Source organism: Actinomyces sp. AC-20-1 (assembly GCF_023369555.1).
Taxonomy (GTDB): domain Bacteria; phylum Actinomycetota; class Actinomycetes; order Actinomycetales; family Actinomycetaceae; genus Actinomyces.
Map to the genome: position 1 here is coordinate 120,457 of NZ_JACJVC010000004.1, position 12,056 is coordinate 132,512.

Annotated in this window: 12 protein-coding genes; 7 read left to right on the plus strand and 5 right to left on the minus strand. The window is 73.3% G+C overall.

Going from position 1 to position 12,056, the window contains the following annotated elements:
* Positions 1–4: 4 nt before the first annotated feature.
* The 3 genes from H6X67_RS03995 to H6X67_RS04005 all read right to left on the minus strand — a co-directional run bounded on the left by H6X67_RS03995 (position 5) and on the right by H6X67_RS04005 (position 3,075).
* Entirely contained in the window at positions 5–2,077 is a 2,073-nt protein-coding gene (locus H6X67_RS03995) for a hypothetical protein (protein ID WP_249368137.1), read from the minus strand.
* On the minus strand, positions 2,074–2,304 hold the full coding sequence (locus H6X67_RS04000; RefSeq protein ID WP_249368108.1) for a hypothetical protein: 231 nt from the start codon (positions 2,302–2,304) through the stop codon (positions 2,074–2,076). Before H6X67_RS04000 ends, H6X67_RS03995 begins: the two co-directional genes overlap by 4 nt.
* A 105-nt stretch (positions 2,305–2,409) precedes the next feature.
* A complete protein-coding gene (locus tag H6X67_RS04005) occupies positions 2,410–3,075 on the minus strand; it encodes a hypothetical protein (protein WP_249368106.1) in 666 nt (221 codons plus the stop codon).
* 148 nt (positions 3,076–3,223) lie between these two features.
* Here H6X67_RS04005 and H6X67_RS04010 point away from each other — a divergent pair, with 148 nt between their 5' ends.
* Positions 3,224–3,607, plus strand: a complete 384-nt coding sequence (locus H6X67_RS04010; protein ID WP_249368105.1) for a phage holin family protein — start codon at positions 3,224–3,226, stop codon at positions 3,605–3,607.
* 12 nt (positions 3,608–3,619) lie between these two features.
* Here H6X67_RS04010 and H6X67_RS04015 read toward each other — a convergent pair whose 3' ends face one another.
* Positions 3,620–4,249 carry a class I SAM-dependent methyltransferase gene (locus H6X67_RS04015; protein ID WP_249368103.1) on the minus strand — a complete coding sequence of 210 codons (630 nt, stop codon included), beginning with the start codon at positions 4,247–4,249 and terminating at the stop codon, positions 3,620–3,622.
* Between the two features lie 111 nt (positions 4,250–4,360).
* On the opposite strand from H6X67_RS04015, the gene purB reads away from it, so the two are divergent.
* Positions 4,361–5,773 carry an adenylosuccinate lyase gene (gene purB / locus H6X67_RS04020; RefSeq protein ID WP_249368101.1) on the plus strand — a complete coding sequence of 471 codons (1,413 nt, stop codon included), beginning with the start codon at positions 4,361–4,363 and terminating at the stop codon, positions 5,771–5,773.
* 35 nt (positions 5,774–5,808) lie between these two features.
* Here purB and H6X67_RS04025 read toward each other — a convergent pair whose 3' ends face one another.
* Entirely contained in the window at positions 5,809–6,441 is a 633-nt protein-coding gene (locus tag H6X67_RS04025; protein ID WP_249368098.1) for a hypothetical protein, read from the minus strand.
* Between the two features lie 172 nt (positions 6,442–6,613).
* On the opposite strand from H6X67_RS04025, the gene H6X67_RS04030 reads away from it, so the two are divergent.
* The 5 genes from H6X67_RS04030 to H6X67_RS04050 all read left to right on the plus strand — a co-directional run bounded on the left by H6X67_RS04030 (position 6,614) and on the right by H6X67_RS04050 (position 11,811).
* The gene (locus H6X67_RS04030; protein ID WP_249368096.1) at positions 6,614–6,895 is read left to right on the plus strand and encodes a metal-sensitive transcriptional regulator; all 282 of its coding nucleotides are present in this window, start codon (positions 6,614–6,616) and stop codon (positions 6,893–6,895) included.
* Between the two features lie 25 nt (positions 6,896–6,920).
* Positions 6,921–7,184 (plus strand): heavy-metal-associated domain-containing protein, encoded by a 264-nt coding sequence (locus H6X67_RS04035; protein ID WP_249368094.1) that lies wholly within the window; start codon positions 6,921–6,923, stop codon positions 7,182–7,184.
* Positions 7,185–7,346: 162 nt separating this feature from the next.
* Positions 7,347–9,944, plus strand: a complete 2,598-nt coding sequence (locus tag H6X67_RS04040) for a heavy metal translocating P-type ATPase (RefSeq protein ID WP_249375335.1) — start codon at positions 7,347–7,349, stop codon at positions 9,942–9,944.
* 323 nt (positions 9,945–10,267) lie between these two features.
* Positions 10,268–11,023: a DUF6318 family protein gene (locus H6X67_RS04045; protein WP_249369986.1), complete on the plus strand. Its 756-nt coding sequence runs from the start codon at positions 10,268–10,270 to the stop codon at positions 11,021–11,023.
* 254 nt (positions 11,024–11,277) lie between these two features.
* The gene (locus tag H6X67_RS04050; protein ID WP_249377047.1) at positions 11,278–11,811 is read left to right on the plus strand and encodes a zinc transporter; all 534 of its coding nucleotides are present in this window, start codon (positions 11,278–11,280) and stop codon (positions 11,809–11,811) included.
* Positions 11,812–12,056: the final 245 nt, after the last annotated feature.

Genomic DNA, 12,056 nt, shown 5'->3' on the forward strand with positions numbered 1-12,056 from the left:
CCCTTCACCACCGGCTCGCCGACCCGCTTCCCGTGCCGCTGACCTCGGGCTCGAGCCTCGGGCGGACGGTGGACAGGCCGGGGAAGACGGTGCCGGCCGCGCCCACCGGGTACCCGGTGAGGCTGCCGTTGTCCGCGGCCCCGTCCGTGCCGGCCCGTGCCACCTGCTCCCACGGGGTGACGCCCGTGCTCCGCTCGACGTCGAAGACGTACTCAGTGGTGACGGCCCCCTCCTCCCCGGCCCCGGTGACGGCGGCGAGCCCGGCGGTGAAGGAGTCGAGGGCCGGCTCCGGGCCCATGTGCTCGACCGCCTGCGCGTAGTGCTCGGTGCCGTGGGGGTAGCCGTCGATGCCGGCCCCGGTGGTGTCGATGAGGACGGTGGTGCGCGTGGTGCTCGTGGTGGTGGGGGCGGCGTCCAGGGCGGGCACGACGTCGGCCGTGTCCTCCAGGTGGAGGACGGTGACGCTGTCGGGGACCGCCGCCCCGGCGACGGGGCCTCCGGCGGTGAGCAGGTGGGTGATGCGGAAGCGCTCGGCGACGGCGGGGTCGGCGGCGACGTTGGAGGCGGTGATAGCGCCCTGGCTGTGGCCGTAGACGCCGACGGCGTCGCCCTCCTGGATGCCGGCGGCCCGCATGGCGGTGACGACGGCGCTCTCCATGTCGGTGGGCTGCCCGGCCACGGCCTCGAGGTTGGTGAGCAGGTCCTGCGGGTTGGAGCCGCCCAGGCCCCAGTCGGTGGTGCCGGGCACGACGACGAGCCAGGAGGTGGTCCCGTCCGCGTGGTCGGTGCGCAGGACGGAGATGACGCCGGTGGAGGTGTCCGTGTCCGCGTGCTTGAGCCCGGCGCTGTAGCGGATGACGTCGGCGGCGGTGGCGGGCGACCTCACGCACCTTCCCGTGGCGGCAGCACCGGCGGGGACGGCGGTGCCCAGGGCGAAGGGGTCGACGGTGGCGGTGGGGACGGTGACGGGGCTCCCGCCGTGCGGGGTGACGACGACGCCGGTGCGCTCGCCGTGCCGGCGCGCCCCGGAGGCGGCTGCGACGACGGCGAGGTAGGCGGCGACCCGTTGCATCGGTGTGAGGCTGGAGGTGGCGACGCGGCGCGAGCCGACCTGGACGGTCTCGGGCAGGCGCTCGGTGACGGCGGGGTCGAGGCGGCGGGCGGCGTCGGCGAGGTAGGTCTCCACGGCGGCGGACTCGGTGCCGGTGCCGGCCTGCTGGACCCAGCGGCTCGCGGTGACGATGAGCATGAGGTCCTGGACGGCCCAGGGGGCCAGGGCCGTGTCCTTGAGGAGGGTCGCGACCTGGAGGAGGTCGGCGTCGGGGTCGTCGAGGTAGGCGCCGTTGGCGCTGAGCAGGCGGATGGCCTCGAGGACCCCGAGCCCGAGCAGGGCGGCGGTCGGGGAGGAGGTGTAGGTCTGCACGTCGGTGCTCAGGGCGGGCAGGGAGCCGGTGGCCCAGCGGGCCCGGGCGGCCGACTCGGCGCCCGAGTAGACCTCGGCGGCCGCGCTCACCGCCGCCGCGAGGTCGTGCAGGGCTCCGGCGGTGACGGCGAGGGAGCCGGGGCCGTCCGCCAGGGCCTCGAGGGCCGTGACGGCGTGGCGCTGGCGGAGCATGTGGGAGACGTCGGCGCTCGTGCGCGGCCACGAGGGCTGGGGAAGGCCGTCGTCCTGGTCCCAGGCCCAGCCGCCGGTCGTGCCGGTGGGCAGTGGGCGGGACCCGCTCATCACCACCGGGGAGCCGACCCACATGTCGGCCCACCCAGTCGGGTCCTCCACGACGAGCGGCAGGACGGCGTCCTCGACCTCGGTGACGGCCTGGAGCACGTCCAGGCGGGCCTGGTCGAGCCGGTCGCCCGCGGTGGTGAGGGCGAGGGCGAGCCGGTCGAGGTCCGTGGTGTCGACGGTGCAGGTGCCGCCGACGACGAGTGCGGTGACGGTGCCGGCACCGGCGCTCCACCGGGTCTCGTAGGGCTGCTCGAGGGTGCTCACGGTGCCGACCCCGGAGGGCCACCGGGTCTCGTAGGGCTGCTCGAGGTCGGGGGCGGGTGGGTCGGCCCGGGCGCCGTCGGTGCTCACGGCGCGCCCCAGCAGGCGAGCGGGTCCGCGCAGGAGACGGCGGCGACGGCGCCGGCGGCCTCGTCCAGGAGCGGTCCGACGGCGACGAGGAGGGCGCGGGCCTCGTCGAGCTCGCGCTGGCAGGCCTCGGAGGCGCCACCGGTCCAGGTGTCCGGGACGAGGGCGGGGACGAGGGCGACGGCCTGCTCGAGGCCGGTGCGCGCCGCCCCGAGGTGGAGCGAGTTCATGCCGGTGACGGTAGGCGGCGGCCCGGTGCGTGGGCGAGGGCGGTCGGCGGGCCTGTGGACAGAGGACCCGCCGGGGTGTCGCGAGTGGGGCCTGTGGTGCCCGGGCTACCGGGCTGGGCCGAGGTCGCGGCGCCGGCCAGCCCGCAGGGCGAGCAGCCCCGCCAGGTCGGAGACGACGACGAGCCCGAGCACCAGCCACCACAGGCCCTGCCCGAGGGCGAGCACGGCCGCGCCGGCGAGCAGCACGAGCAGCGCGGCGGCGCCGGCACCGCCGACCCACCCCCGGTGCTGCTGCGGGAGCAGCTCGTCGACGAGCACGCCCACCGCCCCGACGGCGATGAGCACGCCGGCGAGCAGGGCCGCACCGGAGAGGGCGGCGTCGATCCCGCACAGGGCCGCCGCGGCGAGCACCACGAGGCCGAGCGCGGTGCCCACGATGTCGAGGACGACCAGCGCCGCGAGCGTGCGCCCGCCGGGGCGTAGGGGCACCGCGCTCCCGCCGGGCGGCGTCGGGGCGCTCCGGCGGCGCAGGCGGCCGGTGAGCAGTCCCGCGAGCAGGAGACCGGCGGCGTCGAAGACGGCGAGGAGACCGGTGGCGAGCGCGGTCGGCCCGGTGCTCACGCACGCGGCGCAGACGGTGGCGAGCACGACGGCGACCGCTGCCCACCGGCAGGCGCGCAGGTGGCCACGGGCGAGGTCGGCGACGGGGACGAGGTCGTTGACCCAGGCGGGGACCTCGACGTCGTCGGGGGCGGTGGGCTCGTCGCTCATGGGCCGCATTGTCACCCACTGCCGCCGTCGAGGACTGAGCTCTCACGCCGACACCTGACCTCCCCGCGCAGGTCTCAGCGTGAGGGCTCAGGTCTCAGCGAGTCACAGGCCACAGCCACCCCGCGCGCCCCGTGGGAGGATCGGGCACATGGACCTCATCGCACGCACCATCGGCAACGCCGCCGGCCTGTGGCTGGCCGCCTCGCTCCTGAGCGGCATCTGGATCACGGGCGGCTCCTCGACCACGGACACCGTCCTCATCTACCTGCTCGTCGGGCTCGTCCTCGCGCTGGTCAACTCCGTCGTCAAGCCCGTCGCCAAGGTGATCGCCTTCCCCCTGTACGTCCTCACCTTCGGGCTCTTCGCCCTCGTCGTCAACGGGGCGATGCTCATGCTCACCTCCGCGATCAGCCAGACCACCAGTGCCGGGCTCGTCGTGTCCTCCTTCGGCACCGCGGTGCTCGGCTCGCTCATCGTGTCGGTCATCTCGGCCGTCGTCGTCGGCCTCATCGGCCCCCGGCAGAAGGACTAGTGGCCGGGCCCCTCAGGACAGGCGGCGCCAGCAGACGACCCCGTCGGACCGGCGCCCCGCCTCGCCGTCGGGACCGGTGACGTCCCGCCAGCGCTCCGCACAGGTCTCGACCTCCCACGCGCCCTCGGGCAGGCGGGCCAGGACGTCCGCCGCCAGGACCTCGGGCCGGAAGGAGCGCGAGTGGTGGCGGTGCCACGGCGGGTTGACGCAGTGCACGGCCGTGAGCAGGCGCCCACGGGCGACCACGCGCGCGGCCGCCTGCACGAGCACGTCCTCGAGGAGGATCGAGCCCTCGCTCGGTCCCCCGTGCACGAAGAAGGAGGTCACCAGCTCGAAGGGGCCCGCTGGGAGCGGCTCGGCGGCGAGGTCGACGACGGCGCCCTCGACGCCCGTCAGGCCCCGCTCGGCGGACCTCGAGCGCAGGCGCGCGACCGCCGTCGGGGAGACGTCAACTCCCATGGCCCGCCAGCCGCGCGAGGCGAGCCAGAGGACGTCGTCGCCCTCGCCGCAGCCGAGGTCGAGGCTGTGGCCGGGCCGCCAGCCGGCGGCGAGGTCGGTGAGGTGCTCGTTCGGCTCCCCGGACCACAGCCGCCCGACGGAGGCGTAACGCTCCTCCCACCTGTCCTGCCACTCGCTGCTCATGGGCCGAGGGTAGCGGCTCGCCGGCACCCCACCCCCACCAAGTAAGGTTACCCTTACTACACGAGGAGGGCGGCTGGGCGCCTGACGACCGCGCCTGGCAGAATCCTCCTCATGGTCGACCTCTCCACCGTGAACCCTCCCATCGCCCTCGGGCCCCTGGACGGCCGCTACCGCGCCGTCGCCGCGCCCCTGGCGAACCACCTGTCCGAGGCGGCCCTCAACCGGGCCCGGCTGAGGGTGGAGGTCGAGTGGCTCATCCACCTCACCGACAACCGCGTCCTTCCCGGCGCCCCGGTCCTGACGCAGGAGGACAAGACCTACCTGCGCGACGTCGTCGACGGCTTCGGCGCCGAGGACATCGCCGAGCTCGCCGAGATCGAGGCGGTCACCCGCCACGACGTCAAGGCGGTGGAGTACCTGCTCAAGCGGCGCCTGGACGCCGCGCCCGCCGGCAGCGTCCTGCCCACCGTGCACGAGATCGTCCACATCTTCTGCACGAGCGAGGACGTCAACAACCTGTCCTACGCGCTCACGGTGCGCGACGCCGTCGAGCAGGTGTGGCTGCCCGCCGCCCGCGGGCTCGTCGAGGACCTCACCGCACTGGCCCGGGACAACTCCGACGCCGCCATGCTCAGCCGCACCCACGGGCAGGCCGCCACGCCCTCGACCCTCGGCAAGGAGATGGCGGTCCTCGCCTGGCGCCTGTCGCGCCAGGTGGCTCGGGTCGAGCGCACCGAGTACCTGGGCAAGATCAACGGCGCGACCGGCACCTACGGGGCGCACGTCGTCTCCGTGCCCGGGGCCGACTGGGAGCGGGTGGCCCGCGGCTTCGTCGAGGGCCTGGGCCTGACCTGGAACCCGCTCACCACCCAGATCGAGTCGCACGACTGGCAGGCCGAGCTGTACTCCGACGTCGCCCGCTTCAACCGCGTCGCCCACAACCTCGCCACGGACGTGTGGACGTACATCTCGCTGGGCTACTTCCACCAGCGCCTCGCTGCGCAGGGCTCCACCGGCTCCTCGACGATGCCGCACAAGGTCAACCCCATCCGCTTCGAGAACGGCGAGGCGAATCTCGAGATCTCCTGCGCCCTGCTGGACACGCTGGCCGCCACGCTCGTGACCTCGCGGCTGCAGCGCGACCTCACGGACTCCACCACCCAGCGCAACATCGGTGTCGCCTTCGGCCACTCCCTGCTGGCGCTGGACAACATCCGTCACGGCCTGGCCGGTCTCGACGTCGACCGCGCCCGTCTGCTGGAGGACCTGGACGCGACGTGGGAGGTGCTGGGCGAGCCCGTGCAGCAGGCGATGCGCGCGGCCTCGGTAGCCGGGGCGACCGGTATGGCGGACCCGTACGAGCGGCTCAAGGAGCTCACGCGCGGCAAGAAGGTGACGCCCGAGGCGATGCGCAGCTTCATCTCCGGCCTGGGGATGCCGGCCGACGTCGAGGAGCGCCTGCTGGCCCTGACCCCCGCCACGTACACGGGGCTGGCCGAGCAGCTGGTCGCGCACCTGGACTGAGGACGGCCGGCTCCGGCCGGCTGCTGCGCACCCGCTCAGTCGGCGCAGGCGCGCAGCATCATGAGGCCGATGAAGACGACCCAGACCCAGGACACCGCGCCGGAACCGCGCTTCCTCTGCTGGCCGGCCTGGGGGCGCGCCTGCTGGGGGAGCGCCTGCAGGACGGCGGCCGGGCGGCCCGCGGCCTGCACGAGGTCGCGGCTGGGCCGACGGGGGACGGCGGGCTGCGGGACGGGCCGGCCGTACTGGCCCGGCGCAGGCTGGCCCGGGACCGGCCGGACCGGCTGCTGGGCGGAGGGCGGCGCCGTCGGGACATAGCCGTACTGCGGAGCACCGGTCACAGGGGCCTGCTGGGGAGGCTGGAGCCTGCGGGCAGGGCCGCGGGCCTGGCGGTGGGCGGCGTCGCGCCTCGCGGCACCGGCCTTGAGGCGGTCGGCGCGGGCGACCTGGGCGCGCTCCTCGGCGGAGAGGCCTGCCCGCTCCTGGTAGAGGACGTCGTCCTCCGGCTGGGTGCCGGGAGTGGCGTCGAGGACGGAGACGTCGAAGATCGGCGACCCCGTGAGGGGGTCACCGAGGACGGAGCCGAAGGGCGCGTCGTCGGCGAGGAAGCCGCCGGTGGCCGGGGCCCAGGAGGTGTCGTCGACGGACGTGACCCGCTGCTCGTTCATGGGGCCAGCATCCCACGCGGCCGTCCGCAGGGCGAGGAGGCGGGCGACGCCGTCGGGGAGCCCGACGGGCCTGTGCCGGCCTCAGCACTATACCCCTAGGGGGTACGGGTTGTGGGCCGGTACCCCCAAGGGGTACCTTGGCGGCGTCAGCACCCCCGGACCAGGAGCGGCCATGCCCGGATACACCGGCACCAAGGAGCAGTACCTCGCACGCCTGAGCCGCATCGAGGGACAGGTCCGCGGCATCTCCCGCATGGTCGAGGAGGACACGTACTGCATCGACGTCCTCACCCAGATCGCCGCCGCCACCAAGGCCCTCGAGGCCGTCAGCCTCGGCCTGCTCGAGGACCACATGAGCCACTGCGTCCTGCACGCCGCCCAGTCCTCCGAGGAGGAGGGCACGGCCAAGATCCGTGAGGCCTCCGACGCCATCGCCCGCCTCGTCCGGTCCTGACACCCACACCCCCAAGGAGCACACCATGACCGCCTTCACCCCCGACGGAATCGACCGCACCACCACCCTGCGCCTGTCCGGCCTCACCTGCGGCCACTGCGTCGCCCATGTCACCGAGGAGCTGGAGGCGCTCGAGGGTGTCAAGAACGTCTCCGTCATCCTCAACAAGGGCGGCCAGTCCGTCGCCACGGTCGTCTCCGACGTCCTCCTCGACGACGCCCGGCTGCGCGAGGCCATCGACGAGGCCGGCGACTACAGCCTCGACGCGATCGAGAGGGATGAGAGGTAGTCCTGTCCCCTGTCCTCTGTCACGATCCAGGCCATTGCCCCACCCCCACGCCTCAGCCCGCAGCCACGTCCGCGCAATGACGCGGGCCCACGTCAGGCGCACGGGGCGGACCACCGGCAATGGCCTGGATCGTGACACCACCACGACCTCAGGAGCCCTCCCATGAGCACGCCCTCCCCCATCGCCACCGTCGACCTCGCCGTGGGCGGCATGACCTGCGCCTCCTGCGTCGCCCGCGTGGAGAGGAAGCTGAGCAGGCTCGAGGGCGTCGAGGCCTCGGTCAACCTCGCCACCGAGACCGCCCACCTCACACTCACCGCCGACGTCGACGACGACACCCTCGTGGGCACCGTCCTCAAGGCCGGCTACACCGCCACCGTCACCCGCCGCGAGGCACTGCCCGGCGACCCCACCGGCACGGGCACGCCGGCCAGGCCGGCCGACGAGACCACCGGCGGGTCCAGCGACGCCGGAGTCCCTGAGCCCACCACCGGCGCAGGAGGCACCGGATCCGCCGTGCTCACTGGGGACCCCGGGGCCGCCGCGCCGGCCCTTGGCGTCTCGCATCTGGAGCGCGCCCACCACCTGCGCACCCGCGCGCTCGTCAGCCTGGCCCTGTCCGTCCCGGTGATGCTCGTGTCGATGGTGCCGGCCCTGCAGGTCTACGGCTGGCAGTGGGCGCTCGCGGCGATGGCGCTGCCCGTGGCGACCTGGGGTGCCTGGCCCTTCCACAAGGCCGCCCTCCAGGCGCTGCGCCACGGCGCCTTCACCATGGACACGCTCGTGTCCCTCGGCGTCGTCTCGGCCACCGGATGGAGCCTGTGGGCGCTCATCTGGGGCGGGGCCGGCGAGCTCGGCGCGACGATGGAGATGACCTTCCTGCCGCGCCACTCCGGTCACGGCGCGCACATGTACTTCGAGTCGGCCGCGTGGGTCACCACCTTCCTCCTGCTCGGGCGCTGGGCGGAGGCGCGCGCCAAGTACCGCTCGGGGGACGCGCTGCGCGCCCTGCTCGAGCTGGGCGCCAAGGAGGTCACCCGCGTGAGGCTGTCGTCGCCGTCGGGATCCCACGACGTCATCGACGTGCTCGACGACGACGGAGCCCCGCGCGCCGACGCCCTGCGCCACGAGGAGACGGTGCCGGTGGAGGTGCTGCGCGTCGACGACCTGTTCGAGGTGCGCCCGGGCGAGAAGGTCGCGACCGACGGCGTCGTCGTCGAGGGGGCCTCGGCGGTGGACGAGTCCATGCTCACGGGCGAGTCCGTGCCGGTGGAGGTCGCGGTGGGCGCTGCGGTGACCGGGGGCACCGTCAACACCTCGGGCTCCCTGCTCGTGCGGGCCGCCCGCGTGGGCGAGGGGACCACCCTGGCGCAGATCGGCCGGATGGTGACGGCGGCCCAGGCCGGCAAGGCCCCTGTGCAGCGCCTCGCGGACCGGGTCTCGGGCGTGTTCGTCCCGGCGGTCATCGTCCTGGCGGTGGGCACCGTCCTCGTCTGGCTGGCGCTCGGGCACCCGATGCAGCAGGCCTTCATGGCGGGCGTGTCGGTGCTCGTCATCGCCTGCCCGTGCGCGCTGGGCCTGGCGACGCCGACGGCGCTGCTCGTCGGCTCCGGGCGGGCCGCGCAGCTCGGCGTCGTCATCAAGGGCCCCGAGGTGCTCGAGTCCACGCGCGCGCTCGACACGGTGGTGCTGGACAAGACCGGCACAGTGACCGAGGGGCGCATGAGCCTCGACGTCGAGCGCGACCTCGTCGTGCTGGGCGCGGGTTCCCGGGAAGAGGGGGTGGGGGGAGCCATCTCGGCTACCGTCCGCGCTCCTCGTTCCTCGGAGCGCTCCCGCCAGACCCTCCACGCCTTCGACAGCTCCCCCCACCCCCTCGCAGAGCCCGTTCTCGCGCTCGCCGGCGCGGTCGAGGCCGCCTCGGAGCACCCGGTCGCCCAGGCGATCACGTCGGCGGCCCGTGAGCGCCTCGGGGACGTCCTCGCGGTGCGCGGCTTCTTCAACCACGAGGGGCGCGGCGTGTCCGGCACCGTCGTGCTCGACGGGACCGAGCACCGCGTCGCCGTCGGGCGGCCGGTCTGGCTCGAGGAGCAGGGGGTGAGCGTGCCGGAGGAGGCCGGCCGCGCCGTCGCCGCCTTCCAGGCCAGTGGCGCCACCGCCGTCGTCCTCGCCGTCGACGGCGCAGCCGCCGCGGTCCTGGGCGTGAGGGACACGGTGCGCGCCTCGTCGCGGGCCGCGATCGCTCAGCTGCGCGGGCTGGGGGTGCGTCCGGTGCTGCTCACGGGCGACAACGCGCGGACGGCAGCGCATGTCGCCGAGCAGGTCGGGATCGCGGCCGAGGACGTCATGGCCGAGGTGCTTCCCGCGGACAAGCGCGACGCGGTGGCGCGCCTGCAGGAGCAGGGGCACGTGGTCGGGATGGTGGGCGACGGCGTCAACGACGCGGCCGCGCTGGCGCAGGCGGGCAGGCAGGGGCTGGGCATGGCCATGGGCTCGGGGACGGACGTGGCCATTGAGGCCGCGGACATCACGCTCGTGCGCGCGGACCTGGGAGCCGTGGTCGACGCGATCACGGTCAGCCGTGACACGCTGCGGGTCATCAAGCAGAACCTGTTCTGGGCCTTCGCGTACAACGTGGCGGCGATCCCGCTGGCGGCTGCGGGGCTGCTCAACCCGATGATCGCGGGGGCGGCGATGGCGGCCTCGAGCGTCATCGTGGTGACGAACTCGCTGCGGCTGCGCGGGGCCGGAGGACGGTGACCGGCCCGTAGGCCGTCCCTCACCCTCTCTCTGTCCACCTCCTCGGTTTGCTCTCGAACGTACGGCAAAGTCCCAGGGAGCTCGAGCGCGAACCGAGGAGTTCGGGGCGGGCGCTGGGCGCTGCCGGCCGCGCGCACAGGTCACACGCACAGGTCCCACGCACGCGGGCTGGGTTGTCCACAGGGGGTGGGTGGGGTGTGGTGGTCTCCGTGGTGGCGTGGTTAGGCTCGGGGTGTTCCTCATTCCTGACACCGGGGGGCGGGGGTGATGGCGCCCCCCTTCTGTCCCCGGGTGTTCCTGACTGACCCTTGGTGGTGATCCCCATGAGCCTTCACACACCTCAGCCTGAGCCTGCCGACGGCGCCCAGCAACGGCATGAGAGCGCCGACGGCGTCGGGTCTGGCGGGCGGTGGCGCCTGTCCCTAACGCTGGGGCCGGGTGCCCAGGTGTTGGCGGCACTGGTAGCGGTCGTGGTCCTGGGAGCCCTGATAGGCACAGGCCTGCACCACCTGGCCGACCAAGCCGACGATCCCCAGCCCCGGCACACCCCCATCACCTCCGGCTACAGCCCCCAACCCACCACACCCACACCCAGCCCGAGCGTGCAGCCATCCTTGTCGGCCGAGGAGCAGGCACTCAAAGACGCCGCCCTGACTACCCCCGCGCCCGAACGCCCCGAGGGGATGGACGAGTTCACACCCGAGGGCGCGATGGCATCGGTGGAGTACTTCCTGAACCTGGTGCCCTACATCCACGCCACCGGGGACCTGAGCGACTGGCAAGCCATGAGCTCCCAGGACTGCGGGTTCTGTACCAACGGCGTTAACGAGGCCACCGCTCTGCACCAGGACGGGGGCTGGTGGGACCCCTGGCAGCAGGAGACCACCGTCACCGGGTACGGGCCCTCCACTGAGGACGACACCATCTGGGTCGTGGCCGTGACCGTCTCCTACCCGGAGAGCATGAAGCACGATGGAGCCGGAGGCACCTCACCAATTCAGGCGGCGCAGGAGAATCTACTCATCCAGGTGCACTGGACGGGACAGTCGTGGGTTGTCCAGGCAGGACAGACGGTATGAGACTCCCGAGGACCAGAACGTGGATCGTTGGCCTGACGACTCTCAGTCTCTTGCTAGGAGCCTCCACTGCAGCCGATGACGACAAGACAAAAACGCCGGTGTTCAGAGCCATCGGGACTGGCGACACCGTCACCGTTGATTGGGCTGATCAGTCCACCGTACCCGCTGCAGCCTCCGGACCTTTCTCCGCAGCCCAGGCCCAGGTCGCGGAGGCCAGGACTTGGAGCACGTGCACGCCCACCACTCGCAAGGTCGTGGTCGGTGACCGCACCAAGAACCAGGGCCGTGTGTGCGAGCCGGCCACCCCTGCCGCCGAGCAGGGCGTGCCGCTGGTGGTGACCGCGTCGGACGTGTCCACCCTCCTGGTGGGTGGCTCAGGCCTGGTGCGCCAGCCACCCGGGGACCAGGTCATCGTCACCAAGGACCTCATCGTCCACACCGACCCCTCACCCAGGACCCTTGCCACCACCCTGGCCGGCACACCCGTCACCGTCACCGCCACACCCACCTCCTACACCTGGAGCTGGGGCGACGCCACCAGCACCACCACCACCGACCCCGGCCAGCCCTACCCCCACCAGACAGTGACCCACCGCTACCAGAAGCGCGACAAGGACGTCATCGTGTCCCTGACCACCACCTGGAGCGCCACCTACACCCTCGCCGACGACACCACCGCCCACCCCGTGACCGGCACCATCACCACCACCGAGACCTCCACCCCCTTCAACCTCATCCGCCTGACCTCCGTCCTGACCGACGACGCCGAACACGCCCAAGGCCACTAGAACCCACCACCCCCGAACCCCTCACCACGCGCGCCAAACCACCCCACAACCCCAAGGACCTCGAACGCAAACCGAGGATGTCGGGGGCCAGACCACCCACGGCCTCTGCGGGAGGTGAGGCTCGCTCCGCCGATGAGCAACGATGGTGCACAGGCGCAGCACCGATGCGCTCATCCCCTGCTCCGACCCGCACGTGCCCCCTCTCCTCCCACGGATTGAGGACCGCCCGGCACCCCGCCCGTAGA

Bases quoted from the DNA above. Each gene is read 5' to 3' on its own strand.
- purB (WP_249368101.1), top strand. From the start codon at position 4,361: ATGGTCGACCTCTCCACCGTGAACCCTCCCATCGCCCTCGGGCCCCTG.
- H6X67_RS04005 (WP_249368106.1), bottom strand. From the start codon at position 3,075: ATGAGCGACGAGCCCACCGCCCCCGACGACGTCGAGGTCCCCGCCTGG.
- H6X67_RS04030 (WP_249368096.1), top strand. From the start codon at position 6,614: ATGCCCGGATACACCGGCACCAAGGAGCAGTACCTCGCACGCCTGAGC.
- H6X67_RS04045 (WP_249369986.1), top strand. From the start codon at position 10,268: ATGAGCCTTCACACACCTCAGCCTGAGCCTGCCGACGGCGCCCAGCAA.
- H6X67_RS04025 (WP_249368098.1), bottom strand. From the start codon at position 6,441: ATGAACGAGCAGCGGGTCACGTCCGTCGACGACACCTCCTGGGCCCCG.
- H6X67_RS04040 (WP_249375335.1), top strand. From the start codon at position 7,347: ATGAGCACGCCCTCCCCCATCGCCACCGTCGACCTCGCCGTGGGCGGC.
- H6X67_RS04000 (WP_249368108.1), bottom strand. From the start codon at position 2,304: ATGAACTCGCTCCACCTCGGGGCGGCGCGCACCGGCCTCGAGCAGGCC.
- H6X67_RS04015 (WP_249368103.1), bottom strand. From the start codon at position 4,249: ATGAGCAGCGAGTGGCAGGACAGGTGGGAGGAGCGTTACGCCTCCGTC.
- H6X67_RS04035 (WP_249368094.1), top strand. From the start codon at position 6,921: ATGACCGCCTTCACCCCCGACGGAATCGACCGCACCACCACCCTGCGC.
- H6X67_RS04010 (WP_249368105.1), top strand. From the start codon at position 3,224: ATGGACCTCATCGCACGCACCATCGGCAACGCCGCCGGCCTGTGGCTG.